The 24,194-nt window shown below is 64.5% G+C and carries 23 protein-coding genes; 7 read left to right on the top strand and 16 right to left on the bottom strand.

Features of this window, described 5'->3' with window-relative positions:
• Positions 1-7: 7 nt before the first annotated feature.
• The 11 genes from JOE41_RS15530 to JOE41_RS15480 form a co-directional block, all read right to left on the bottom strand.
• On the bottom strand, positions 8-847 hold the full coding sequence (locus JOE41_RS15530) for a triose-phosphate isomerase family protein (RefSeq protein WP_209752855.1): 840 nt from the start codon (positions 845-847) through the stop codon (positions 8-10).
• A gap of 50 nt (positions 848-897) precedes the next feature.
• Positions 898-2,247: an MFS transporter gene (locus tag JOE41_RS15525; RefSeq protein WP_011690753.1), complete on the bottom strand. Its 1,350-nt coding sequence runs from the start codon at positions 2,245-2,247 to the stop codon at positions 898-900.
• 185 nt (positions 2,248-2,432) lie between these two features.
• Positions 2,433-3,200: an SDR family NAD(P)-dependent oxidoreductase gene (locus JOE41_RS15520; RefSeq protein WP_209752854.1), complete on the bottom strand. Its 768-nt coding sequence runs from the start codon at positions 3,198-3,200 to the stop codon at positions 2,433-2,435.
• Between the two features lie 93 nt (positions 3,201-3,293).
• Positions 3,294-4,295: a 3-hydroxyacyl-CoA dehydrogenase family protein gene (locus JOE41_RS15515; RefSeq protein ID WP_209752853.1), complete on the bottom strand. Its 1,002-nt coding sequence runs from the start codon at positions 4,293-4,295 to the stop codon at positions 3,294-3,296.
• Positions 4,296-4,297: 2 nt separating this feature from the next.
• Positions 4,298-4,789 (bottom strand): ribose-5-phosphate isomerase, encoded by a 492-nt coding sequence (locus JOE41_RS15510; RefSeq protein WP_011690750.1) that lies wholly within the window; start codon positions 4,787-4,789, stop codon positions 4,298-4,300.
• Positions 4,786-6,597: a dihydroxyacetone kinase subunit DhaL gene (dhaL, locus tag JOE41_RS15505; protein ID WP_245200728.1), complete on the bottom strand. Its 1,812-nt coding sequence runs from the start codon at positions 6,595-6,597 to the stop codon at positions 4,786-4,788. The genes JOE41_RS15510 and dhaL overlap by 4 nt, the downstream gene beginning before the upstream one ends.
• Positions 6,598-6,693: 96 nt before the next feature.
• Complete coding sequence (locus tag JOE41_RS15500) at positions 6,694-7,698, bottom strand: sugar phosphate isomerase/epimerase (RefSeq protein ID WP_011690748.1); 1,005 nt, start codon at positions 7,696-7,698, stop codon at positions 6,694-6,696.
• 163 nt (positions 7,699-7,861) lie between these two features.
• Entirely contained in the window at positions 7,862-8,569 is a 708-nt protein-coding gene (locus tag JOE41_RS15495) for a GntR family transcriptional regulator (protein ID WP_209752851.1), read from the bottom strand.
• Between the two features lie 177 nt (positions 8,570-8,746).
• A complete protein-coding gene (locus JOE41_RS15490) occupies positions 8,747-9,826 on the bottom strand; it encodes an alkene reductase (protein ID WP_209752850.1) in 1,080 nt (359 codons plus the stop codon).
• An 82-nt stretch (positions 9,827-9,908) separates the two neighbouring features.
• Positions 9,909-10,964, bottom strand: coding sequence for a 2,3-butanediol dehydrogenase (locus tag JOE41_RS15485; RefSeq protein WP_209752849.1), 1,056 nt, complete (start codon positions 10,962-10,964; stop codon positions 9,909-9,911).
• Positions 10,965-11,097: 133 nt separating this feature from the next.
• Positions 11,098-12,888: an NAD(P)/FAD-dependent oxidoreductase gene (locus JOE41_RS15480; protein ID WP_209752848.1), complete on the bottom strand. Its 1,791-nt coding sequence runs from the start codon at positions 12,886-12,888 to the stop codon at positions 11,098-11,100.
• Between the two features lie 193 nt (positions 12,889-13,081).
• On the opposite strand from JOE41_RS15480, the gene JOE41_RS15475 reads away from it, so the two are divergent.
• Entirely contained in the window at positions 13,082-14,368 is a 1,287-nt protein-coding gene (locus JOE41_RS15475) for a helix-turn-helix domain-containing protein (RefSeq protein WP_209752847.1), read from the top strand.
• Positions 14,369-14,405: 37 nt separating this feature from the next.
• Here the strand turns inward: JOE41_RS15475 and JOE41_RS15470 are convergent, their stop codons facing one another.
• Together JOE41_RS15470 and JOE41_RS15465 are read right to left on the bottom strand one after the other, a co-directional pair.
• On the bottom strand, positions 14,406-15,074 hold the full coding sequence (locus JOE41_RS15470) for a PKD domain-containing protein (protein WP_245200727.1): 669 nt from the start codon (positions 15,072-15,074) through the stop codon (positions 14,406-14,408).
• A 275-nt stretch (positions 15,075-15,349) separates the two neighbouring features.
• Positions 15,350-16,009: a DUF6318 family protein gene (locus JOE41_RS15465; RefSeq protein ID WP_209752845.1), complete on the bottom strand. Its 660-nt coding sequence runs from the start codon at positions 16,007-16,009 to the stop codon at positions 15,350-15,352.
• Positions 16,010-16,297: 288 nt separating this feature from the next.
• Here JOE41_RS15465 and bioB point away from each other — a divergent pair, with 288 nt between their 5' ends.
• The 3 genes from bioB to JOE41_RS15450 all read left to right on the top strand — a co-directional run bounded on the left by bioB (position 16,298) and on the right by JOE41_RS15450 (position 18,584).
• Positions 16,298-17,392: a biotin synthase BioB gene (gene bioB, locus JOE41_RS15460; protein ID WP_209752844.1), complete on the top strand. Its 1,095-nt coding sequence runs from the start codon at positions 16,298-16,300 to the stop codon at positions 17,390-17,392.
• Between the two features lie 276 nt (positions 17,393-17,668).
• On the top strand, positions 17,669-18,103 hold the full coding sequence (locus JOE41_RS15455) for a pyridoxamine 5'-phosphate oxidase family protein (RefSeq protein ID WP_043430355.1): 435 nt from the start codon (positions 17,669-17,671) through the stop codon (positions 18,101-18,103).
• A 61-nt stretch (positions 18,104-18,164) separates the two neighbouring features.
• Positions 18,165-18,584: a very short patch repair endonuclease gene (locus tag JOE41_RS15450; protein WP_011690737.1), complete on the top strand. Its 420-nt coding sequence runs from the start codon at positions 18,165-18,167 to the stop codon at positions 18,582-18,584.
• Positions 18,585-18,596: 12 nt separating this feature from the next.
• Here the strand turns inward: JOE41_RS15450 and JOE41_RS15445 are convergent, their stop codons facing one another.
• The gene (locus JOE41_RS15445; protein ID WP_245201166.1) at positions 18,597-19,925 is read right to left on the bottom strand and encodes a glycosyl hydrolase; all 1,329 of its coding nucleotides are present in this window, start codon (positions 19,923-19,925) and stop codon (positions 18,597-18,599) included.
• A 125-nt stretch (positions 19,926-20,050) separates the two neighbouring features.
• On the opposite strand from JOE41_RS15445, the gene JOE41_RS15440 reads away from it, so the two are divergent.
• Positions 20,051-20,452 (top strand): Hpt domain-containing protein, encoded by a 402-nt coding sequence (locus tag JOE41_RS15440; protein ID WP_011690735.1) that lies wholly within the window; start codon positions 20,051-20,053, stop codon positions 20,450-20,452.
• Positions 20,453-20,488: 36 nt separating this feature from the next.
• On the opposite strand, the gene JOE41_RS15435 is transcribed toward JOE41_RS15440, so the two are convergent.
• A complete protein-coding gene (locus JOE41_RS15435; protein WP_209752843.1) occupies positions 20,489-20,791 on the bottom strand; it encodes a helix-turn-helix domain-containing protein in 303 nt (100 codons plus the stop codon).
• Positions 20,792-20,857: 66 nt separating this feature from the next.
• Here JOE41_RS15435 and map point away from each other — a divergent pair, with 66 nt between their 5' ends.
• Positions 20,858-21,640 carry a type I methionyl aminopeptidase gene (gene map / locus JOE41_RS15430; protein WP_011690733.1) on the top strand — a complete coding sequence of 261 codons (783 nt, stop codon included), beginning with the start codon at positions 20,858-20,860 and terminating at the stop codon, positions 21,638-21,640.
• Between the two features lie 26 nt (positions 21,641-21,666).
• On the opposite strand, the gene JOE41_RS15425 is transcribed toward map, so the two are convergent.
• Complete coding sequence (locus JOE41_RS15425) at positions 21,667-22,422, bottom strand: response regulator transcription factor (RefSeq protein WP_209752842.1); 756 nt, start codon at positions 22,420-22,422, stop codon at positions 21,667-21,669.
• A gap of 101 nt (positions 22,423-22,523) precedes the next feature.
• On the opposite strand from JOE41_RS15425, the gene JOE41_RS15420 reads away from it, so the two are divergent.
• On the top strand, positions 22,524-24,191 hold the full coding sequence (locus tag JOE41_RS15420) for an ATP-binding protein (RefSeq protein ID WP_209752841.1): 1,668 nt from the start codon (positions 22,524-22,526) through the stop codon (positions 24,189-24,191).
• Positions 24,192-24,194: the final 3 nt, after the last annotated feature.

Genomic DNA, 24,194 nt, shown 5'->3' with positions numbered 1-24,194 from the left:
CAGTGCATCACCCAGCCAACGCCTCGTCCAGAACCGCGCCGAAGTTCCCGGCGTCGTGTGCGAAGCGGCCCAGGAACAAACCGGAAACGCCGCCCAATTCGGGCAGCAGACCCGGCTTGGCTGAGCCGCCGTAGATGACCGGAAGCTCCCGCAACCCGTGCCCGGCGAGCAGGCCGCGGAGGTGATTGACGACGTCGGACACATAACCGGGATCCGCCGGTTCGGCGGCGCCGATGGCCCAGACAGGCTCGTAAGCGATGATGAGGCGCGAGGCCAGTTCCCAGTCGCCCCCAACGGCAGCCTCGATCTGCCCTTGTACAAAGGCTGCGGCGTTCCGGGCAGCAATGGCGGCGTCGGCGTCGGACGCGTCCCCCACGGAGGCCTCGCCGACGCACAGCAGGGGCGTCAGCCCGGCGTCGTCCGCGGCCCGGACCTTGAGCGCCACCATGGAATCGGTTTCGCCGAGGTGCGCGCGGCGTTCGGCGTGGCCGATCTCCACCAGACGCACACCGAGCTCGGCGAGCATGGACGGGGCCACCTCGCCGGTCCACGGGCCCTCGGCCCAGCCGCAGTTCTGCGCGCCGAGCAGCATTGGCGAACCCGTAAGAAGAGCGGCGGCCGCCGGCAGCACCGGGAAGGACGGGATCACAAACGGGACAACCCGCCCGGCCGCGAGGGCCGGACGGGAGTCCACTTCGTGCCGCAGGCGCTCCAGCCAGTCCCGGGTGTCCCGGTACCCCAGGTACATCTTGGTGCTGACGCCGACATAGATGACGGAGTCACTGACACAGTCAATAACGCTGTCATTGACGGTGTCCGTGGCGTGGCTGGCTGAAGCGTGCTGCATCTGTGTTGCTTTCTTGCTGGTGTATTTTCTGCTGGCGACAGAATCCGGATTTACTTCTCGAGAAGTTCGTCCGCCTTGTTCTGGAACCTCTTGGTCGCGAACATCATCGCGGCCGCCAGGAAAGGCAGGACGCCGAGGGCGTAGACGCCCATGGTTCCGGTGTCGGACGCCGTGACCTGGTTGACCGTGGTGCGCAGGATCGGGGCCACGAAGCCGCCCAGGTTGCCCAGCGAGTTGATCAGGCCAATGCCCGCCGCGGCGGCCGTTCCGGTGAGGAACGCCGTCGGGTAGGACCACGCGATGGGCCCGATCGACAGGAAGCTGCACACCGCCAGGGTGATGAAGATGATGCCCAATGCCGGGATATGGTTGGCGCCGGCCCACGCCGAGCCGAAGATGCAAAGCCCGGTGGAGATGAACAGCCCCGTGCCCCACACCCGGCGGCGGACGATGGTGTTGGCTGCCTTGCCGATGAAGTAGCAGGCGAAGATGCCGAAGAACCACGGGATGGCCGCCAGCAGGCCCACGGCGAAGCCGACTTTCTGGCCGGTCAGCTGCGCAACCTGCTGCGGCAGGTAGAACGTCACGCCGTATACCGCCACCTGGAGACAGAAGTAGATGACCGTGAAGTACCAGACCTTGCGGTTCTTCATGGCGGCGAGCACACCACGGGGGCCGGTTTCTTCCTTGACGGTGTCCTCCAGCGCCATGACGTCCAGCAGCGCCTTCTTTTCGCCGGGGTTCAGGAACTTAGCGTCCTGCGGGCTGTTGATCAGGAAGAAGTACGCGGCAACGCCGGCCAGGACTGCGAGCATGCCTTCGACGAAGAACATGACCTGCCAGCCGGCCACGCCGGGAACCTGGTCGCCGATGTTGATCAGCCAGCCGGACAGCGGTGCGCCCATCATCTGGGAGAACGGCTGGGCGAGGTAGAAGATGGCGAACATCTTGACGCGGACCTTGTTGGGGAACCACGCGGCGAGGAACATGATGACGCCCGGGAACAGGCCGGCCTCGGTGACACCCAGCAGGAAGCGCAGGATGATGAACGAGGTCTCGCCCTGGACGAAGGCGAAGCACGCGGAGACGATGCCCCAGGTGATGGCGATGCGGGCCAGCCACACCTTGGCGCCGAACTTGGTCAGGAGCAGGTTGCTGGGGATTTCGAACAGTGCGTAGCCGATGAAGAAGATGCCGGCGCCCAGGGCGTAGGCCCCGGCGGTGACTCCGCGGTCCACTCCGAGCGCTGCTTCAGCGAAGCCAACGTTGGTGCGGTCCAGGAAAGCCACCACATACAGGATGACCAGCATCGGCATCAGCCGGAACGAGGCCTTGGAAATCGCGGACTTAAGGACCGGCGAATCCAGGAGCTCCTTGGTTGAAGTTGCTGTTAAGGACATCAAAACTCCTCTTTGAGTAAATCAGTTGCGAACGAAGCTTGGTACTTCGGGTCCTAGCGGGAGAAGGCGATGATCATGATCCCGGCGATGCAGGCCAGGATGCCCACTGCTAGGTAGATCTGTCGTCCGCGGCTCCAGGACCTAAGCCCCGTCGCCGGTTTGTGCTGTGCCATGGGTGGCCTTCCCTAGTGCATGTAAAGTCCGCCATCCACATTCAGCGTCTGGCCGGAGATGTATCCGGCGTCCTCGCTGATGAGGAAGGCGATGGCTGCTGCGATGTCGCGTGTCGATCCGACCCGGTTGACCACAAGGTCCTTGGTGAGTTCGTCCTTGCGTTCCTGGCTGAGCGTGCCGCCCATGATGTCGGTGTCGATGGGGCCCGGGGAGATGGCGTTGACGGTGATGTCGTACTCCCCCAGTTCGCGGGCGGTGGAGCGGGTCAGCCCGATCACGCCGGCCTTTGCCACCGAGTACGGCGTTTTGGAGAACGTGCCGCCGCCCCGCTGTGCGGAAACGGAGGAGATGTTGACGATGCGCCCGATCCGGTTCTTGACCATGGATTCGGCCACGCGGCGGGTGGCGTAATGGACGCCGTTGAGGTTGATGTTCAGCACGCGGTCCCACTCGGCAGCGTCCAGCTCCAGGTACGGCACCGGTGAACTGACGCCGGCCACGTTGGCTAGGGCCACGATCTGCGGCAGCTCTGCTTCGATCTCGTCGATTGCATTGCGGACGGAAGTTTCATCGGCAACGTTGGCTCCAACCCCGAAGGCCCGGACACCATACTGGGCGGCCAGTTCCTTCGCTGCGGCCTTGCACAGGGCGTCGTCCAGGTCGATGATGCCGATGTTCCAGCCCTGCGCGGCGAGGTAGTTGACGGTGGCCCGGCCGATGCCGCGCTCGGAGACGGCTCCGGTGACGATTGCTGTGCGTTCTGCGGGGAAAATGCTCATGCTTGCTCCTGGCTGAAGGGCGGATGGAAAGCTCCTGCCCGGCGATGGTGCCGGCGACAGGGCTCGTTCTTGTTGCTCGGCTTCTGGAACGGCCTAGTGGATCGGGGCGGGGCCGAGGTCTTCGAGAAGCTGCTGCATGGCCACGTAGGCCTTGTTGCGGTAGGCGATCAGCTCGGGGGTGCGTTCCGCCGGAACGTTGAGGAAGCCGGCGCCGGTCTTGGTGCCCAGCTTCCCGGCCTCCACCAGGTCCGTGAGGATCTTGGGGGTGGCGAACCGCTCCGGGAAGTCGGTCTGGAGCGACTTGTAGCAGAAGTTGTAGACGTCCAGCCCGGCCATGTCCGCAATGGCAAACGGGCCGAAGAACGGCAGCCGGAAGCCAAAGGTGGTGCGGACCAGCGTGTCCACGTCGTCCGCAGTCGCGATGCCCTGCTCCACCAGCTGCGCTGCTTCATGGAAGAGCGCGTACTGCAGGCGGTTGAGTACAAAGCCGGTGACGTCCTTGACGACGGCGGTCTGCTTGCCGGCAGCGTGCACCAGGTCGCGGACTGCGCCCACCGTGGTTGCGGAGGTGCCGGCGTGAGGGATGATCTCCACGCCGGGGATGAACGGTGACGGGTTCGAGAAGTGCACGCCGAGGAACCGTTCCGGGTTGGTAACCGGTTCGGACAGATCGGCGATGGAGATGGTGGAGGTGTTGGAACCGATGATGGCGTCCGGCCTGGCCGCTGCGCTGATGCGGGCCAGCGTCTGGTGCTTGATCGCGATGATTTCGGGGACGGCCTCCTCGATGAAGTCCGCGTCAGCCACGGCCTCCTCGATGTCCCTGGCTGCCCAGAGGTTCTGCTTCAGGATCTCTGTGGAACCGGCCGGGAACAGTCCGTCGGCCACAAACTGGTCCGATTCGGCGAGGAGGCGGTCGTAGTTGCTCTGCGCCACTTCGGCGGACACATCCGCCAGTGCCACGCGGGCACCGCCGAGCGCCAGGACCTGGGCGATCCCGCCGCCCATGTAGCCGGAGCCGACGACGGCGATCTTCCGGGCGCTGTTGGCCGTGCCGGCGGCTGCGGTGGTGGGGGTGCTTGCTGTTTCGGTCATGATCAGACTGCCTTCGTGTAGTCGGGCTCGTAGGAGCAGATAGCGTCCACCTTGGCGGCGGAGGATGAGGTCTCGTCGAAACGGTAGTCGAGCCATTCGCCCACCAGTTTCTTGGCCAGTTCCAGGCCGATCACGCGCTGGCCCATGGTGAGGACCTGGGCGTTGTTGCTCAGGACCGAGCGTTCCACGGAGTAGCCGTCGTGGGCGGTGACGGCGCGGATCCCGGGGACCTTGTTGGCCGCGATGGCCACGCCCAGCCCGGTGCCGCAGATCAGCAGGGCGCGGTCTGCCTCGCCTTCGGCCACTTTGCGGGCGGCGTCAACGGCGACGTGCGGGTATGCGGTCGAGTCGTTGGCGCCGACTCCCACATCCACCACGGACGCGACGCGGCTGTCCGCTTCGAGCAGCGCCTTCAGCGCTTCCTTGTATTCGACGCCCGCTTCATCGTTGCCGATGACAATGCGCCATCCTGCAGTGCTCTGGTCTGCGCTCATGATTGTGCTCCATTTCCGGCCGCGGAGGCGGCCAGCGGTGAATCCGTAAGTGGTGAATCTGTCAGTGGTGAACCCGTCAGTGGTGAACCCGTCAGTTCAGAATCGAGATAGTTCGAGATCCGGGCGGCGATCAGTCCAAAGGACACCGCGCCGGGATCGGGATGGCCCAGGCTCTTTTCCGCGAGCGGCCGCGCCCTGCCCTTGAGAGGCCGGAGCGACGCGGTGGCCTCAGCGGCCTCCTGCGCAGCAGCCGCTGCTGAGGCGAGCGCCGCGCGTACCGGGGTGCCGCCGTCGAACGCGGTGAGGAAGGTGTCCCGGAAGGGCAGCAGCGCGTCCACCATCGTCTTGTCCCCCGGTTCCGCCTTGCCAAGTTCGGTGATGGCGTCCACGAAGGCGGTGACGGCAGCCGCCGCGTCCTCCCCGCCATAGGAGTCCTTGTTGCCGAGGGCCAGCCCGGCGGCGATCACGGCGGATCCCCACAGCGCCCCGGAGGTTCCGCCTGCACGTTCGCTCCATGCTTCGCCCGCGGCCGTGAGGACACGTTCCGCTGACGCCCCGGATGCCGAGGTTTCCTCTGCTGCCGCTGCTGCTGCTGCGTCCACGCCACGGCGCATGCCGATACCGTGGTCGCCGTCGCCCGCGATGGCGTCCAGGTTCCCCAGTTCCTCTTCATGCTCGACGACGACGCCCTGCACCTGGGCGAGCACGGCGGCGGCCAGCCGGCCCAACTCAGCTGCTGCCGCCGTCGTGTTCTCCGCTTCACCGGCCACGGCGTCTTCCGGTCCGGCCAGCTCACGTCGGGCCCGCGGAGCCAGGTTGCCCTTGCGGAAGGCGGGGGTATCGGCCGGAGCTGCCCAGAACTGCTCCAGTTCGTCGTCCAGCCACAGCAGCGTCAGGGAGAGCCCGGACATGTCCAGGCTGGTGACCAGCTCGCCGCATTCCGGTTCCACCACCGTCAGGCCGGCGGCGGTGAGGAGCTTTTCGATCTTCCCGAAAAGCAGGAACAGCTCGTCGTACTTGACCGTGCCCAGGCCGTTGACGATGGCCACCACACGGTTCCCGGCGTCGTCGGGCTTGTCCTCCAGGAGCCTGGAGACCAGCAGTTCGGCGAGTTCGGAGGCGGTGGGCATGGGGTGTTCGGAGATGCCCGGCTCGCCGTGGATGCCGAGGCCCAGCGACATCTGCCCGGCGGGCACGTGGAACAGCGGCGCGTCCGCTCCCGGCAGCGTGCAGCCGTCAAATGCCACGCCCAGGGAACGGGTGCGGTAGTTGGTCCGGATGGCCAAACGTTCGACGGCGTCGAGGTCCAGTCCTGCTTCCGCCGCGGCACCGGCAATCTTGAAGACCGTCAGGTCCCCGGCAATGCCGCGGCGCTTCTCGATCTGGTCCAGCGGAGCGCTGGCGATGTCGTCCGTGACCAGGACGGTGCGGGTTTCGATGCCCTCGGCGTTAAGCCGCAGCTGGGCCTGGCCGAAGTGGAGCACGTCGCCGGCGTAGTTGCCGTAGCTCAGCAGCACGCCGCCGCCCGCGTTGGCGGCCTTGGCCACCCGGTAGACCTGGCCGGCTGCCGGGGAAGCGAACATGTTGCCACAGGCGGAGCCCGTGGCGAGGCCCGGTCCCACGAGCCCTGCGAAGGCCGGGTAGTGGCCGGATCCGCCGCCCACCACCAGGGCCACTTGGCCGGCGGGCACCTCGGTGGAGCGGACCACGCCGCCGTCCACCCGGGCGACGTACCCGCGGTTGGCTGCCACAAAGCCGTCCAGTGCCTCATCCGCGAAATCAGCGGGGTTGTCGAAGATCTGGGTCATGGTTTCCTCATCGAATCCGTGTTGGAGAAGTAAAGCCGGGGTCTGAAATGGTGCGGCCGCCCCCGAATGCATGCCGGCCGCACCAAGCGCCGTGGATCAGACGCTGCTGAGTTCCGAGGCGGCGGGCAGCTGCCTCCCCTGCGCCACCTGGCTCTGCCCGAGTGCGTAGCCGTCAGTCTTGGGGAGGACGTGGCGGCGGAGGTAGTCCTGGTTGCTGGCCGTCACGCTGAGGCCGTCGCCGCCGTAGTGCTCGGTGCAGAGAATGCCCTGAAAACCTACGGACAGTGCGAGCTTGAAGGCCTCGCGGTAGTTGATGAGGCCGCTTTCCATCGGTGCCGGCATGGTGACATACATGTCGCGGGCCGTGTCCTCGTCCCGGATGTAGTTCTTCATGTGCCAGTAGTTGGAGTACGGCAGGGTCTTGGCCACCATCTCGCGCCAGTCCTCGATGGGACGGTGCAGCCGGATCAGGTTGCCGAGGTCCGGGTTGAGGCCAACGTTTGAGAGGCCGATGTCCTGGACGAGCTGCACGGAGGAATCCGCGGTGCCCAGGTAGGTGTCCTCGTACATTTCGAGCGAGAGCAGGACGCCGACTTCGGCTGCGTGCCGGCCGAGCTCGCGGAGACGGGCGACGGCGTTGCCCCAGACTTCTTTGTCTCCCGACGGGTCTTTGTAGCCTTCGACCGTCCAGAACCAGAGCTGTTTCTGCTGTTCGGCCGTGATGGCCTGGTGGAGGCCGAAGGAGACGACTTCGCATCCCAGTTCGGCGGCGGCGTCGATGGTGCGGTGGCTGTAGGCCAGGTTGGCTTCCCAGTTGCGTTCTTCGATGACGCTGCGGCGGATCGCGGAGATGACAGGGATGCCGATGCCTACGTTGGCTGCAGTCTGTTTGAATTCGGCGAGGCGCTCTGTGCTGAGGTCGCCGGGGCGGACCCAGCTGTCCGTGAGGTCAGCATGTGCGAAACCGGCTTCCTTGACCTCGGTGAGGACCTCGGCCCAAGCCGCGGCGTCGGCGTCGTTGATGTGGGTTCCCTGGGCGTCGGTGCCCGGGAACTGAAGCAGGGCCGCAGTAATGGGCCAGTTCTCGGCTGTGTAGGCCATGGTGTTCACTCCTTTGTGCGAATCCTGTTTCCTATAGGATCTACTATCCATGGAGAGTTGTCAAGATCACACTCGGGGTGGTGGTAGCCCAACTAGCTAGCGGTAGACGTCGTGAAAAGGCGCCGTCACGACGTTAACTGCCAGTCACTTCGGTGGGGCGGGCTTAGCTTTCCGGTGCGTCGGCGATGGCGCGGCCGCGGACTCTCCTGACGTGCTCGGCCATGGCCGCGGCAGCGGTTTCAGGGTCGCCCGAGGCCATCGCATCCAGGACGGCCTCGTGTTCCGCGATGGCGTTCTCCGCATCCGTGATGCCCACGCCGCCGAACAGCCGGAAGCGCTGAACCTGGCCGCCCAGGGCGGCATAGGCTGCCACCATGAACTGGTTTCCGGTTTGCTCGGCGATGAGCCGGTGGAAACGTTCGTCGGCTTCAAGGTAGTCGCGGTATTCTGCGAATGAGGGTCCCCGCGGCGCGGTCTTCAAGTCGGTCACCGCCTCTTCCAGCTGGGCGAGGCGCTCCGGAGTAAGCCGGCCGCAGGCAAGTCGGGCATTCACCGGCTCTATGGCGAGGCGGGCTTCCATGAGTTCGGCGAAGTCTTCGCGGGTGAACACCGGCGCCACCCGGTAACCCTTGAGCGCCACCCGGCGGACCATGCCCGTGTGTTCCAGCCGGGCAAGAGCTTCGCGGACCGGTGTGGGAGAAACGTCCAGGTCCCGGGCCGTGCCGTCGATGCTGACGGTGGCACCCGGTTCGAGCCGGCCATCCATCAGCGATTCCAGCAGTTCCTCATAGACGTGGTCGGCCAGCACCTGGCGGCTCACAGGCTTGCCCCTGCGGCTGCCGGGACTGTTGATCTGGGACGGACGCTGCATGATCAGATCCTATAGGGTTGGCAGCCAGCGGCGGATTTGCCCGGTCACAATCGTGGTTTGGCCGCCACGGACCGGAGCCCGGAGCACTGCCGGTTAAACGCACAACAGGCGGGCGCAATCGAGTTGCGCCCGCCTGCCTGCGGAGCTCGAGGGGCTCCAAATACAGAAGTGGAAGTGCTAGTTCTGCGACTCCTCGTAGAACGGGTAGTCCGTGTAGCCCTCTGCGCCGTCGGCATAGAACGTTGCCTGGTTCGGTTCGTTGACCGGCAGGTCTTCGCGCCAGCGACGGACGAGGTCCGGGTTGGCGATGGCCGGACGGCCCACCACAACGGCGTCTGCGTGGCCGTCGGCCACCAGCGAGATGGCTTCCTCACGGGTGGTGATGACGCCAAACCCGGTGTTGACGAGGAAGGTGCCGTTGAAACGCGCACGCAGCTCCTGGACCAGCTCGCTGGTGGGTTCATTGTGCAGGATGCTCAAATAGGCCAGGTTCAGCGGCGCGATCGCATCCACGAGCAGGCCATAAGTTTCGCGGACATCTGCGGCGTCCGTTTCGAGAGCGCCCTGGACGTTGTGTGCGGGTGAGATCCGGATGCCCACGCGGTCCGCGCCGACGGCCTCAACCACAGCCTTCACAACCTCGATGACGAAGCGCGCCCGGTTCTCCGGTGAGCCGCCGTACATGTCCTCGCGCTGGTTCGACGACGGCGCGAGGAATTCGTGCAGCAGGTACCCGTTGGCGGAGTGCAGCTCCACGCCGTCGAACCCTGCCTCGATCGCGTTCAGCGATCCCTGGACAATTTCCTGGCGGACGCCGGGCAGTTCGTCGGTGGTCAGGGCATGCGGGACGGGGTGCGCCTGCTTGCCCTTGTAGGTGCGGGTCTCGGCCTCCACGGCGATGGCGCTGGGCGCGACCACCGGGCGGCCGCCGTTAATGTCCTCGTGCGAAACCCGGCCGCCGTGCATGATCTGGGCAAAGATCCGGCCCCCTTCGGCATGAACGGCGTCCGTCACCTTCTTCCAGCCGGCAACCTGTTCCGGGGTGACAATGCCGGGCTGCCCGGGGTACGAGCGTCCGGCAGGGCTGGGGTATGTGCCCTCGCTGACGATCAAGCCAAGCGACGCGCGCTGGCGGTAGTGCTCCACAACGACAGGCGCAGGTACCCCCGCCTCGCCTGAGCGCAGACGGGTCAGCGGGGCCATGATCAGGCGGTTGGGCAGTTCAAGCTCACCGAGGGTCAACGGGGAAAACAGCATGCGCGATTCCTTTCACAGCGGATGGGGTCCACTGGTGCCAACTGCGAGGCGCATGCAACTATTCCGGTTGAGACCCGGATCACTACGGATGCACGATGATCTTCACCGCCGTGTCGTTGTGGTGGATCAGGGTGTCGAATCCCTTGTCCACAAGGTCATCCAGGGCGATCCGTCCCGTGATGAATGGTTTGAGGTCCACTTTGCCTTCCTGGACAAGCTTGATGGCGGCCGCGTGGTCCCTGCGGTAGGCGATCGTTCCGCGAAGGTCGATTTCCTTGAGGACGATCTTCTGCATGTCCACGGTGGCCGGGCGTCCCCAGATGGACACGTTGACCACTACTCCGGCGGGCTTGACGACGTCGAGCATCGTGTCCAGGACGGCGTTCACTCCGGCACATTCGAACGCGGCGTCCGCACCTGCTCCCCCGGTCAGTTCCAGCACCCGCGCCTTGACGTCGACTGCGCTGGGGTCGAGGACATGGTCCGCGACGCCGGAAGACGTGGCTTTCTCCTTGCGCGCGGCGGACAGTTCAGTCACCACGGTGGTGACGCCCAGCCCTTTCAGGACTGCGGCCGTGAGCAGTCCTATGGGACCCGCACCGCCGACGACGGCGACGTCCCCGGCTTTCACGTCGCTCCGGCCGACGGCGTGATAGGCCACAGCGAGCGGTTCGATGAGCGCGGCTTCGTCGAGTGGAATGTCACCAACGGGATGGACCCAGCGTGAGTCGACCACGATCTTTTCGCTGAGCCCTCCTCCGCCGCCGGCCAGCCCGACGAAACCCAGCTTGGTGCACAGGTTGTAGTTGCCGGCCTGGCACGGACCGCATTCGTCACAGACAAAGTAGGGCTCTACCACCACGCTGTCGCCGACGGAGAGCCCGGTAACGCCCTCGCCCACTTCCTCAACAGTGCCAGAGAACTCGTGTCCCAGGGTGACCGGGGCCTCCTCATGTGACAGCGTGTGGGGCTGTCCGGGCGGCGGGGTAAAGATGGGCCCTTCCAGGAATTCGTGGAGGTCCGTGCCGCAGATCCCGCACCAGGCGATTGCAATCTTCACGGCACCCGGGCGCAGCTCCGGCTCCGGAATGTCTTCGATCCGAAGATCCTCGCGGGCGTGGAATCGTGCTGCTTTCATGGTTTTTTTCCTTCGCTTACGGGCCGTGGATGCACCCGGTCGGGCGCATCCACGGCATGTCGTTGGAGTGTCACAGCAGGTGGCCGTCACCCCAGTGTGGTGCGCGGGAGTGTGATTGTCACGGCCATCCTGGTCAGCGCTTGTGGTGGGTGGGCTGGAGCTCGTAGACCGGCGTGGGCAGTCCCTCCATGCGGGCCTTGAGCTGCAGGGCAAGGTAGTTGGAGTAGTGACGGCTCTGGTGCAGGTTGCCGCCGTGAATCCAGAGGTTCTCCACGTTCGTGGGCTTCCACATGTTCCGCAGCTCCCCCTCCCACGGTCCCGGATCCTTGGGCGTGTCCGAGCCGAAGCCCCAGCATTTGCCGACGGCGTCCGCCACCTCAGGCGAGACCAGGTCGGCCAGCCAGCCGTTCATGGACCCGTAGCCGGTGGCATAGATGATGACATCGGCCTCCAGCTCGGCTCCGCTGTCCATGACCACCGCGTTGCCGGTGATCTTTGCGACCTGGCCGTTGGCGAGCTTGACCCGTCCGTCAATGATCAGCTGGGAGGCACCGACGTCGATGTAGTAGCCGGAACCGCGCCTCAGGTACTTGAGGAACAGGCCTGAACCGTCCACCCCGAAGTCCAGTTCAAATCCTGCGGCCTCAAGCTGGGAGTAGAACCCGGCATCGCGCCTGGCCATTTCTTCGTAGACGGGGATTTGAGCCTCCGGCAGGATCCGGTACGGCAGGGAGGCGAACAAGAGGTCGGCCTTCTCGGTGGTGACACCGTTGGCCAGGGCCTTCTCGGAGTAGAGATCCCCGAGCGCCAGGTCCATGAGCGACTCGCTCCGGGCTATGTGCGTGGAAGACCGCTGGACCATGGTGACTTCCGCTCCGTGTTCCCAAAGATCGGCGCAGATATCGTGGGCCGAGTTGTTGGACCCGATCACCACAGCCTTCTTACCTGTCCAGTCACCGCCGCCCGGGTGCTTGGACGAGTGGTACTGCTCCCCCAAAAAGGACTCGGCGCCGTCGAACGCTGGAACGCTTGGGTAGCCTGAGACGCCCAGTGCGAAAACGAGCTGCTTGGGCCGCAAGGTGACAGGTTCGCCGTCGCGCATTACCTGCACGATCCACTCCTGGGACGCTTCATCGAAGCGGGCGTTGGTGCACTCTGTCTTGGACCAGTAATTGAGCTCCATAATCCGCGTGTAGTGTTCCAGCCAGTCACCGATCTTGTCCTTGGCGGCGAAGACGGGCCAGTCGTCGGGGAACTTCATGTATGGCAGGTGGTCGTACCAGACGGGATCGTGAAGGTGGAGTGACTTGTAGCGGTTCCGCCACGAGTCACCGGGCTTCTCGTTCTTCTCGATGATGATCGTGGGGACCCCGAGCCGCCGCAGCCGCGCACCCAGTCCGATTCCGCCCTGCCCGCCGCCGATAATCACTGTGTAGGGCTGGTCCTGGTATCCCAGGCGGGCTTCCTGTTCCTCCTTGAGTTCCAGCCACGACTTGCGGCCCTTACTAATCTCGTGGGCTACGCCCTTCTCCCGGTTGGGGCCCTTTTTCTCTTCGAATCCCTTGAGTTCCTTCATGGTGGTGAGCAGCGTCCAGCATTTGCCGTTGCGGAGGCGCAGGTGGGCATAGCCTCGGGCTTGGGCGGTTTCGAAGTCCACCCAGGCCTCGGTGTTCGCAGCGTCGCCGGTGGCATCCTCGGCGAGGGTCCAGTTGTCGGGTTGAACATCGCTGAGCGTCGCGTCCAGCATGCGCTTGATGGCGTCCTTGCCCTCGAGCGTCTTGAGGTTCCAGGTGAAGGATACGAAGTCGCGCCAGTAGGGTTCGTCTTCGAATAGCTGCAGTGCGGCATTGGTGTCCTTGCTGCGCAGCGCCTCTTCGAACTGCGCCAGCCAGGCCTCCACGATGCCGTTTGGTGTCTCAGGCATGATTCCTCTTCTCGTTGCTACGGTGGGCCGCTCCCGGTTCGCCTCGCGATGACCGTCCGTGACCCGCATCACAAGTAAAAGACGCCGGGGGTTACAATCGAGTGACACGGCGCCCTCCTGGGGAGAAGCTTCCGGCGACAAGCCGTCAGCGCGCGGCCCGGGAACGATTCGATGACGAGTTGGGAGATGGCGGATGCGGACCGGCACCGGTGCTTTCACGCATCTTCGCGACTTGAGATTTTCCGCACCGGCGGAGTACGCGCGCACGCTGCGCAAAGCCCACGAAGCCACGATTTCAGGCAGCCCCGACCCCTCGATTTCACCGGCCATCATAAGGTCCTGGCAGCGGTCGCTAGCGCTGGGCATCGACCCTGATCAGCACAGGCCGGTCCACCGGCACGAAGTGTCCGAGGCGCGGTCGCTCAGCGCCGGGCACCGCCTGGCCACAGTGATCCCGGCCTTGTCCCAGTTGCTGGCCGACGAGTCCGCCGCTGGCCGCCACCTGCTGATCGTCACTGACCAACAGGGTGAAGTGCTGTGGCGGGTGGGCAGCCGGCAAGCGCTGCGGCTGGCCGATTCCTTGGAGTTTGTGGAGGGCGCCGACTGGTCTGAATCCGGAGTTGGGACCAACGCCATCAGCGAGGCCCTCGTGACCGGCGCACCTGCTCAGCTGTTCTCTGCCGAACACCTGGTGCGCACGCATCACGACTGGGCCTGCACCGCGGCCCCCATCCGCGATCCGTTCACGGGAGAAGTCGTCGGGGTGCTCGATGTTTCCGGCCCCTTCGAATCGGTAACACCGGACAGCCTGCGCATGGTGCGCTGCGGCGTGCGGCTGGCGGAGGAGCTGTTGAAGTCTGCCGGTGCGCCTCGAAGGACCGATGCGCTTCGTTCCACGCTGACGCTGAAGTTATTGGGTGACAAACCGAGCGCCGAGGTCGACGGCGGTGCTCGTCTTCCGCTGACGCTGCGCCGTGCAGAGATCCTGGCGCTGCTGGCATCCAGGACCCAGGGATGGAGCGCCGATGAATTGGCGTACAGGCTGCACGGCGAGGACGGCGCCGCGACGGCGATCAGGACCGAGATGCATCGCATCCGCGGTGTCCTGGGCAACGTGGTGGAACCCAACCCCTACCGTTTCTCGTCGGCCGTCCGGGTGGTCACCGACGTGGCCGTGGTCGCCGACCATCTGCGGGGCGGACGGGTGGCGGACGCGCTGGCCGCTTATCCCGCGAAGCTGCTCAACCGTTCGGCGAACTTATCCGTGGAGCTGATGCGGGACGAACTCAATGAAGCCATGGGGGCCTCGGTCCGCTCCAGCGGGGACGCCCAACTCATCATGCGGTGGTGTGCGAGCGACATGGGTGCGTCAGATGTCGAAGCGGCCGCTGCGATGGCGAGCCTGATCGGACCGGGCGATCCGCGCTTTCAACTGGTCCGGGCGCGGATGGAACGGGTCGACCGGGAATTGCAGTCCTGACGGGGCTGGGGGTGTGGGGTGTGGCTCTGGTGTTGGCTTACGGGGCTGGCGGTGCCGCGCCCGGGCAGCCTTGGCCTTGCGGGTTCTTGATGCAGTCGTCAGCGTAGTTGCGGGTGATAGAGCGCCAGACACTGATGGTCTGCGGTGGTGAACTGAACTGACCTTGGCCCGGGATAGGCAACGGCGGTCCATTGTTGACGGAGTACGTTCCTTGGAAGTGGGTGGTGAGCACCACCTGGAAGTCGCCGGTCTGCGTGTAGACATGGCTGGTGCGGGTCTTTTCACCCCACCGGTCCTGCGGCAGCGGCCCGCCTGCCGAGGGCTGTGGTCCGAACGTTGTTCCGTCGCCGTAGTTCCAGGTGTATTGGACCGGAGTCGCTACAACGTGGACCTTCTGGGCCAGGATGGTGACGTCGAACTGCTGTTCCGCCGAGTCAGCGAAGAAGTTAGTTTCAGCTCCGCGGAGGGTGTGCGGACTCGGCTGGGCTGTAATGGTCCCTGCAGCCACGGGCAGTTTCTGGAACTCGCTCTGGATCATGGCCGCAATGCGGGGAAGCAGGTCCTCCGGCTTTGGATCGAACAGGCACGTCGGTCCGGAGTGGAACGTCCACACCGGGTTCGAAATCCCCTTAGGCGCCTTCAGCCACACCACCGGGATTCCGTCTTTGCCATCGGGGCCGTTCTTGCACTCCAACTGCCTCGCCAAACACGGCGTATCGAAATCGGCACCGCCCAGATGACATTGGAGTTCGTATTTGTACTGATTGGGGTCCGAATCGGGGGCACCGGGCTCCCGAGGACCAACTTTTCCCGTGGATGGATCCACAGTCCACGCATCGACTTCCACGCCGTGATTCCCGAAGCCCGAGTCAACTCCACTATCACCCTCGGTCGCAGCCGCAGGGACATAAGATCCCGTAACCAGGGCGCAGAGGATGGCAACTACTAATACCGACTGGCTTCTCCGAAGGATGTGACTCTTCATCGAATCGGATGTAGTCCGTTGAGATACCAACCGCCGTTCTTGAATTCCACCAACAACACATTCCCCGTGTCGGAGGGAGGCGTGGGCGATCTGAATTCGCTACCCCCCGGGGCGAAGTAGGAAATAGCTGCCTGCTGAACTTGGACTAATACTTGGTACGAACCGTCCGGCTCGGGTTCAAAAGTGGTTGTGACCGATGGCGTTATCAGCTTTCCACCCGCGAGCCACCTGTCGCCTGCGTAGTTCTTTGTAAGTGAACCGGTGATATTCGAGCAAAGCTCACATGTTGGGGACGTCAACATTTCCACGCCAGAAACATCCCCGGTTTCGTAGGCATAGTTCAGCAGTTCGAACCAGTGGCCCGAAAAGGCTAGGAGCCCCTCCTTCGTCTCCGCTTTCGCGGCCTCAGGCAACACCGGGACAGGAACGTTTTGCGCTTTGCCCTTCGCATCTGCCGGCTTGTACGCGGCGCTTGGGGTCGGCGTGGGACTCGGCGTGGCAGTAGCCGACTCTGATGCAGACGCCGACGCTGAAGTGCTGTCATTTCCCGGCGGAGTGGCGTCCCCATTGCACGCGGTGAGCATCAGAGCAGAGGCGGCGACAACAGCAGCGGCCGAATAGCGCAACCGTGCGAAAGGCGAAGTACGAGATGTCATGGGCAGCTATTCCCCCGATAGTTTCAAGACGTCCGGGCCGCCCGCAACAACTCCGGGCGGTGGTTAAAGGGTAACTGAGGTCACACTTTGATGCTCAAAGTTATCCACAGGTGCTTTCTCCGGTCTACCACTCAGGACGCCAACCAGAAAAGTCACACCGACTCCGTCACAAGGCAATTTGGCGTCCCAAGCACCACGCCCGCTGTTTGTTGACTCCCCACAAAAACACCAGTCGAAAGCCAAACTAGCGTCGTTAAAGACCAGACGATCCCGCGAAAAGGACCATCAATGACGATCCAGGCAAATGTCCCCGCCGGTGGCGGAACAAGCGACGAAACACGCGATCAAACAAGCAACGAAACCAGCCGTGAAACATCAAAAGAGGCCAGCTCCGAAATCCTTGAAACCGCCCGCCAACAGGTCCTCGAAAACGGCGTCGGCCTGACGCAGGCGCAGCTCGAGGAATTCCTCCGCCTCCCGGACGAAGCACTTCCCGCCGCCCTGCAGCTGGCCCACGAGGTACGCCTGAAGCACTGCGGCGAGGACGTCGAAGTGGAAGGCATCATCTCCATCAAGACCGGCGGCTGCCCCGAGGACTGCCACTTCTGCAGCCAGTCCGGCCTCTTTGACAGCCCGGTAAGAGGCGTCTGGCTCGACATCCCGGAACTGGTCAGGGCCGCGAAGGAAACCGCCGCCACCGGGGCCACCGAGTTCTGCATCGTCGCCGCCGTCCGCGGCCCCGACATCAAGCTCATGAACCAGATCAAGTTCGCGATCGACCGCATCAACGAAGCCGTGGACATCAACATCGCCTGCTCCCTGGGCATGCTCACCCAGCGCCAGGTGGACCAGCTCGCCGAATGGGGCGTGCACCGCTACAACCACAACCTCGAAACCGCCCGCAGCTACTTCCCCGAAGTCGTCACCACCCACAGCTACGAAGAACGCCTCGAGACCTGCAACATGGTCAAAGCCGCTGGCATGGAACTCTGCTGCGGCGCCCTCATCGGCATGGGCGAAACCCTGGAACAGCGCGCCGAACTCGCCGCCCAGCTCGCAGCCCTCGAACCCCACGAAGTCCCACTGAACTTCCTCAACCCCCGGCCCGGGACCCCGCTCGAAAACCAAGGAATCATGGACGGCAAAGACGCCCTCCGCGCCATCGCCGCGTTCCGCCTCGCCATGCCCCGCACCGTCCTGCGCTATGCCGGCGGAAGGGAACTGACCCTCGGGGACCTCGGCACCCGCGAAGGCCTCCTCGGCGGGATCAACGCCGTCATCGTCGGCAACTACCTCACCACCCTTGGCCGCCCCGCCACCGCAGACCTCAGCCTCCTCGTCGAACTGAACATGCCCATCAAAGAACTCCAGAAGACACTATGAACGGGGTTCCGACCACCTCAACCACCGGTGACTTTTGTGGTCACTGCGGGGAGCCCGACGACGGCAGTGACGCCCCGACGTCGGGCGTTCACGGCCGTTGCGGCGAGCGTCTCGCGCTGGAACCGCCCCGCTACTGCGCCGCCTGCCGGCGCCGCATGAAAGTCCAGGTGACTCCGCTCGGGTGGACAGCTGAATGTTCCCGTCACGGCACCACCGAAATGAGAATGCGTCCTTAAGGCACTGGCCATTGCCTGCCTCTGCCTGAACAATATGCTCATGATGTTCACACACGCAGACGGCAACCCCATTCTCAACCTTGACGATGACCAGTCGTGGAAGCTCATTGAGGGCACCAAGCACGGCCGGCTGGTAGTGACCGTGGCCGGCGAACCGGATATCTTCCCGGTCAACTACGCCGTGAGCGCACGGAAGCTCTACCTCCGGACAGCTCCGGGCAACAAGCTTGCTGAGCTGACCATCAACGCCAAAGTCCTCTTTGAGACGGACGGCATCATGTCTGACGAGGCTTGGTCCGTGGTGCTTCGCGGCACGGCGCGGGTCCTCGACCAGTCCGCTGATATCGCGGCCGCGGAATCACTCGGCCTCAAGCCCTGGGTACCCACGTTGAAGGACTTTTACGTTGAGATTGAGCCGGTTTCGGTCAGCGGACGGCACTTCCAGTTCGGCGAACATCCGGAACGCGAAATCTAGGGAATGCGTCCAGGCCCGGCGGCGGGGCGCCGCCGGGTTTACGGCCGCCTAGACTTAAACCATGGCTGACCAGCTGACTCCCGAACGGCGAAGCTGGAACATGTCCAGGATCCGGGGCAAGAACACCAAGCCGGAACTGCTGGTGCGGAGCCTGTTGCACTCAAAGGGCTACCGCTACCGCCTGCACGGCAGCGCGCGCGGCGGCAAACTCCCCGGCAACCCGGATCTGGTGTTCGCAGGACGGCACAAGGTCATCTTCGTCAATGGCTGCTTTTGGCATTTCCATGACTGCAAAGCGGGGCAGCACGCTCCCAAAGCGAACGCGGAGTTCTGGGATACAAAACGGACACGGACCAGGAACCGCGACGCCGAACAGCGCCGCCTCCTGGAAGCGACAGGATGGCAGGTGCTCACCGTCTGGGAATGCGAACTCAAGGACGTCTCCGCCTTGGAGGAACAGCTGGAGCGATTCCTCGCCTGAACACGGGCCTGACTACGATGCCCGGCGGGCAGCCAGCGCAGCGCTGAACGCCGTAGCCGACGCCTCACTGCTGTTGATTCGCCAGTCCGTTTCCTTCTGCAGGTGGAACCAGACGAAGCCCACGACGTCCGGCTGCGCTGCCAGGTAGCTCACCAGATCGGTATTCCACTGTGCCTTGGAGCCGCCTGCCTCAGCGGACGCAGTTTCGGCGATCAGGATGGGGAGCCCGGGCGCGAGTGTCCGGAGCTGGGCTATACCCGGCGCAAAGAGGTCCTGCGGCGACGTCCAACTGCTCCACGAGGCCGAGGTGCCCCAGTTGTATCCGTCGAGGGCCACACTGTCCACGTAGCCGGGGCCCGGGAACAGCCCGGCGAGATCGGTGGATCCAAAGTAGGGAACATTCGGGCTCCACACCCAGGACACGTTGCTGGCACCCGTGGCTGCTACGACGTCGTGCACATGCCGCCAGGCCTGCACGTAGTCGCCGGACTGGTTGCCGTTCACGCCCTCGGCCCACGGGTACCAGTTGCCGTTCATCTCATGCGCAAACCTCAACTGGACGGGCTGGGCCCACGACGCCAGCGCCTGCCCCCACTGCGTAATGTAGGCATCGAAGTCGCCGGCCGCGATCCGGTCCAGGGCATAGGCCGGCTGCGTGAGCCCGCCACCCCATGCCCACGGCTCCCAGGTCACCAGCGGAACTGCACCGCGCGCCCGGACGGCGTTCATCTCGGCGATCGGCGGCGCCTGCAGGAAGTCCTTGTAGAAAAGCACACTCGACGGGCTCTCCCCCGCAAGCCGTGCGACTTCATCCAATTCGTCACTGGCCAAGGGGCCGCCCGCCGTCGCCACCCCGAAGCGGAGCGCCGCCGTGCTGACGGGAGGGATGGCGGGAGCAGAAGAAGTAACCGTGAAAACGGATGAAGCCTTGATGGAGGAAGTCTTGGCCGTGATGGTCAGCGGTCCCGGGGCTGCCGCAGGAATGGTGATCGAGGTACTGAAGGCACCGGACGCCGCAGTCTTGAAAGAGAAGGTGGAGGACCCGATTATCACGGTTCCCGTGGTGGAAACCTTGAACCCTGTTCCGCTGACTGTCACGGCCGAACCTTCCGGTCCGGTGGTCGGGTCGAGGTACACCTGGGCTGCCGTTGCGGGCGCTGCCTGGACTGGCTGGACGGCAGCCAGGGTGACACCCAGCCCCACGATCAGACCAGTAACAACGTTTCTCACGATCCTGAACACAGCGGTCCCCGCAATCGGCTGGTGGCCTCGCTGGCCACGGGTCACTTCGGTGCCGGCAGGCACTTGTCCCGATCCTAAACGCAGTTTGCGGAGTCCCATCAAGATTGGCACAAATTTTTTCGGAAACCGCGTTCCACGCCCGCCGGAGCCCTACTGTAAAAGAGGCAAGGTTGTGGCCGCACCCGTTTATCCCGGAAGTGCAGCGCCAAGGGAAGGGGTGTCCAATGGATGGACAGGATGGCGTTAGCCAGCTGTACGTTGACCCCTCCGTGCTTGAAACACTCCGCTGTGAGCTTGAGCCCGATGCCGAGTACTGCGCCGTTTTCGTCAACAGCTATATCCAGCAATTGCCGCGGCGGCTGGACCGGCTCCGACATGCTGTGGAAGCCATGGACTTGGACGCGGCCATGGACGCCGTCCTCAGCGTAAAGACTTCCAGCATGATGGTGGGTGCCGCCTACCTGGGCAGGCTCGCGGATGAGCTCGAAACCATCCTGAAGCACTTGGAGTCCCACCCGGAAACTGTGGCGGAGCAACCGCCCCGGCTTCAACTGGCGCTCCTGGAAAGTATGGATGCGTGCACGGATCAGACCGTCGCCGGCCTTTCGGCGGCGGCAGCGGCCTAATTCCGGCCGCTCCCAACGCAACTGTGGGATTGAACCCTACGAGGCCAACCGTTCACGCGCCTTCTGACCGGAGCCGGCCGGAGCAACACCATCTTCGGCCCTGCTGATCTCGGCCCAGACCGTATCAAGGGAGAGCCCGAGGACATCGGCGATCGCGGCGATGGTGGAGAAGGCAGGGGTGGCCACCCGGCCAGATTCGATCTTCCGGAGGGTTTCCGGTGAGACACGCGCATCGAGCGCGGTCTCGAGCATCGAGCGTTCTCCCCTGGCGCGACGCAACAGCGCACCGAGGCGCTGTCCGCGTTCGACTTCAGCGGATGTGAGCGGCAACCTGACCATGGCTCCAATTCTAATACCGGGATAATATGGCCGGGATAGTTATTGGTTGCGTAGGAAAGGCGCCGCATGATTGAGATCCTGAACCGCACCGAACTGGCCCGCGCAAAAGTGACAGGTGCGCTGGTCGCTGACATCTTGCACACACTGAAGCGCCGGAGCACCGTCGGCACAAACCTGCTGGACATCGACCGATGGGCAGCGGCCATGATCGTTGAGGCCGGAGCACTGTCCTGTTACATCGACTACGAGCCGTCCTTCGGACGAGGGCCGTTCGGCCACTACATCTGCACGGCCGTCAACGACGCCGTCCTCCACGGACTGCCCCACGACTACAGGCTCGCCGACGGGGACCTGCTGACACTCGACCTCGCCGTCTCCAAAGACGGAATCGCTGCAGACTCTGCGATCAGCTTCATCGTGGGCGATTCCAGGCCACCGGAAAGCGTCGCGATGATCGACGCGACCGAGCGCGCCCTCAGCGCAGGAATAGCAGCTGCCGGACCCGGGGCTCGCATCGGCGACATCTCCCATGCCATCGGATCGGTCCTCAGCGAGGCGGGGTACCCGATCAACACCGAGTTCGGAGGTCATGGCATCGGATCAACCATGCATCAGGACCCGCACATTGCGAACACCGGACAGCCCGGCCGCGGGTACAAACTGCGCCCAGGGCTGCTGCTAGCGCTCGAGCCATGGGTCATGGCCGACACCGCCAGGCTCATCACTGACGCCGACGGGTGGACGCTCCGAAGTGCCACAGGCTGCCGGACAGCACACAGCGAGCACACGATCGCAATCACCGACGACGGAGCAGAGATCCTCACCGTGCCGACGCAGGCCCGGCCCTGAGGCCGAAGCCGGCCCGCAGCCGCGGATCAGCGCTCGGCAGGGGCCAACCGGTAGCCCACTCCGCGGACGGTCTGCAGCCAGCGCGGGTTCTGCGGGCTGTCGCCCAGCTTCTTGCGGAGGTTTCCCATATGGACCTCGACGGACCGTTCGTCCGCTTCTGAGATGTAACCCCCGACGTCGTACGGTTCGTCCCGCAGCCGCCTCACCAGTTCGGATTTGGTCCGCACCATCCGCCCTGCTTCCAGGAGTGCGTGCAGCAGATCAAATTCGGTGCGCGTCAGGTGCAGTTCGCGCCCGTCGACACTCACGGTCCGCGCCTCGTAGCTGAACTCAAGCCCGTTGTGCGTGAGTGTCCGGCCGGTGTCGGCGGCTACGGCGGGTGCCTTGCCGGCAGCGGAAGAGTCCGACGTCGAACGCGGACGCCGCATCATGGCGGCGACACGCGCACGCAGCTCCCGGGGACGGAAGGGCTTCGTCAGGTAGTCGTCCGCGCCGGATTCCAGTCCGATGAGGGTATCCAGTTCCTCGGCGCGCGCCGTCAGCATCACGATGTATGCGTCGGAGAACTCCCTGATCTGGCGCGCCACTTCAAAGCCGTCGATGTCCGGAAGGCCCAAGTCCAGGGTGATGACTGCCGGGTTGAGTTCCTTGGCCGCAACGACGCCGGCCGCCCCGCTGCTCGCGACTTGGACGTCGAAGCCGGCCTGGACCAGCACCACGCGCACCAGCTCACGGATGTCGTGGTCATCCTCGATTACCAGACCCACACGTGATTCACTCATCGCAGCCCCCTCAGTCCGCTCGATACCGTCAGAAGTATAGCGCCCGCCGGATATCGTGGGGGTATGCGTCCATTAAACCGCACCTCAACAACCACCCGGCCATGAGCGGCAACGTCGCCTGGGACATCAAGTCCGGCCGGATTCTCTTCTTCCGACGGCCGTTCCACGAGTATTCGCTCCGGGGACGGGTCACCCTGAGTCAGATGCCGTTGTCCATCACGGTGGCGCTCACGGCCGTCCTCATGCTGTTGTTCTTCCCGGGGACATTGGGGAATCCCCTGTTCATCGCGTTCCTGGCCACGCAGGTCCTGATCCTGGCGCTGTGTTTCTTCATTCCCTGGCATCGGCTGCCGTTCGCCAGCTTCCTTGTGATTCCCCTCCTTGACTTCGTCTCGATCGCGCTCGGCAGGGAGGGCGGGCAGGAGGGCCTGACCGGCATCAGCCTGTTGGCGGTTTTTCCCGTCATCTGGCTGTGTGCTTCGGGGCTGTACCCCCGCGCCGCCCTGCTGGTCTCCTTCCTCGCTCCCCTCTCCATCATCTGGGTGCCGTTGTTCCTTCACGGCAACGTCACCGGACAGGACCTGGCGCGCTCCCTGCTGCTGCCGGTGATGATGCTGGGGATCGGCGTTTCCGTGAGCGTGCTGACGCTCAGCATGGTTCGGCAACAGCGGGACCTTGAGGAGAAGGATGCCCAGCTGCGGGTCACCCTCAAAGAGAGCAAGCGGCAGGAGGAACTGCTCAATTCGGTGCTGGAAACGGTGCACATGGGCGTCCTGGCCGTGGACGCGGACGGGCACGACATCCTCATGAACCGGAAGCAACGGGAAAACCACCGGCTTGCCACACCTGCGGGAAACGACGACCCCAACGAATCCCAGCTCCTGGTGTTCCAAGCCGACCGGACCACAACCGTCCCGGTCGAGCAACGGCCTGTCCGTCGCGCCGTGATGGGCGAGAGCTTCACGGACAACCTGGTGTGGCTGGGCAGCGGCAGCGAACAGCGCGCCATCACCACCAGCGCCCGCGCCATGCAGGACCAGGACGGCGCCTTCGCCGGCTCGGTGATCGTCTTCAGCGATGTCACGGACCTGGTTAATGCCCTGGCGGCCAAAGACGACTTCGTGGCGAACGTTTCCCACGAGTTCCGCACGCCGCTGACCTCAATCCTCGGCTACGTGGAACTGCTGCTGGACGACCATGACGGCCTGCGCGCTCCCCACCGCGAAGCGCTCATGATCATCCGGCGAAACGCTGAGCGCCTGCTCGGCCTGGTGTCGGACCTGCTGGCAAGCCGAAGCGGTCAGCTTATCGTCAGCCCGCAGGCTGTGAACGTGGCTGAACTTGTCCGGGCCAGCATCAGCGCCGCGCTCCCCCGTGCCGCCGCCGCAAAGGTGCGGCTCCGTGCGGACGCTCCTGAACGGCTGGAGGCCCACGTGGATTCCGGCCGCATGTCGCAGGTACTGGATAACCTCGTGTCCAACGCCATCAAGTACTCGCCGAACGGCGGTGACGTTGTGGTGTCGCTGGACTCGGACGGGTCCCACCTGGTCTGCCGGGTGAGCGATACCGGCATGGGCATGAGCGACAAGGACCAAGCGGAGGTCTTTACCAAGTTCTTCCGTACCGGCAATGTGCGGAACACTGCCATCCCGGGCGTAGGGCTGGGCCTATCCATCAGCAAGGCCATTGTCGAAGCACACGGCGGAAGCATCCAGCTTCGGAGCGCACTCGGAGAGGGCACCACATTCACCGTCAGGGTGCCTGTCTAAGCC

This window comes from Arthrobacter sp. PvP103, assembly GCF_017833075.1.
Taxonomy (GTDB): Bacteria; Actinomycetota; Actinomycetes; order Actinomycetales; family Micrococcaceae; genus Arthrobacter.
This window is presented reverse-complemented; position numbering and strand designations above follow the sequence as displayed.

Coding starts and splice junctions, on each gene's coding strand:
- bioB (WP_209752844.1), top strand. CDS start 16,298: ATGACGATCCAGGCAAATGTCCCCGCCGGTGGCGGAACAAGCGACGAA.
- map (WP_011690733.1), top strand. CDS start 20,858: ATGATTGAGATCCTGAACCGCACCGAACTGGCCCGCGCAAAAGTGACA.
- JOE41_RS15525 (WP_011690753.1), bottom strand. CDS start 2,247: ATGTCCTTAACAGCAACTTCAACCAAGGAGCTCCTGGATTCGCCGGTC.
- JOE41_RS15485 (WP_209752849.1), bottom strand. CDS start 10,964: ATGAAAGCAGCACGATTCCACGCCCGCGAGGATCTTCGGATCGAAGAC.
- JOE41_RS15420 (WP_209752841.1), top strand. CDS start 22,524: ATGAGCGGCAACGTCGCCTGGGACATCAAGTCCGGCCGGATTCTCTTC.
- JOE41_RS15515 (WP_209752853.1), bottom strand. CDS start 4,295: ATGACCGAAACAGCAAGCACCCCCACCACCGCAGCCGCCGGCACGGCC.
- dhaL (WP_245200728.1), bottom strand. CDS start 6,597: ATGACCCAGATCTTCGACAACCCCGCTGATTTCGCGGATGAGGCACTG.
- JOE41_RS15425 (WP_209752842.1), bottom strand. CDS start 22,422: ATGAGTGAATCACGTGTGGGTCTGGTAATCGAGGATGACCACGACATC.
- JOE41_RS15475 (WP_209752847.1), top strand. CDS start 13,082: ATGCGGACCGGCACCGGTGCTTTCACGCATCTTCGCGACTTGAGATTT.
- JOE41_RS15465 (WP_209752845.1), bottom strand. CDS start 16,009: ATGACATCTCGTACTTCGCCTTTCGCACGGTTGCGCTATTCGGCCGCT.
- JOE41_RS15480 (WP_209752848.1), bottom strand. CDS start 12,888: ATGCCTGAGACACCAAACGGCATCGTGGAGGCCTGGCTGGCGCAGTTC.
- JOE41_RS15435 (WP_209752843.1), bottom strand. CDS start 20,791: ATGGTCAGGTTGCCGCTCACATCCGCTGAAGTCGAACGCGGACAGCGC.
- JOE41_RS15510 (WP_011690750.1), bottom strand. CDS start 4,789: ATGAGCGCAGACCAGAGCACTGCAGGATGGCGCATTGTCATCGGCAAC.
- JOE41_RS15530 (WP_209752855.1), bottom strand. CDS start 847: ATGCAGCACGCTTCAGCCAGCCACGCCACGGACACCGTCAATGACAGC.
- JOE41_RS15495 (WP_209752851.1), bottom strand. CDS start 8,569: ATGCAGCGTCCGTCCCAGATCAACAGTCCCGGCAGCCGCAGGGGCAAG.
- JOE41_RS15440 (WP_011690735.1), top strand. CDS start 20,051: ATGGATGGACAGGATGGCGTTAGCCAGCTGTACGTTGACCCCTCCGTG.
- JOE41_RS15455 (WP_043430355.1), top strand. CDS start 17,669: ATGATGTTCACACACGCAGACGGCAACCCCATTCTCAACCTTGACGAT.
- JOE41_RS15450 (WP_011690737.1), top strand. CDS start 18,165: ATGGCTGACCAGCTGACTCCCGAACGGCGAAGCTGGAACATGTCCAGG.
- JOE41_RS15500 (WP_011690748.1), bottom strand. CDS start 7,698: ATGGCCTACACAGCCGAGAACTGGCCCATTACTGCGGCCCTGCTTCAG.
- JOE41_RS15490 (WP_209752850.1), bottom strand. CDS start 9,826: ATGCTGTTTTCCCCGTTGACCCTCGGTGAGCTTGAACTGCCCAACCGC.
- JOE41_RS15520 (WP_209752854.1), bottom strand. CDS start 3,200: ATGAGCATTTTCCCCGCAGAACGCACAGCAATCGTCACCGGAGCCGTC.
- JOE41_RS15445 (WP_245201166.1), bottom strand. CDS start 19,925: ATGGGACTCCGCAAACTGCGTTTAGGATCGGGACAAGTGCCTGCCGGC.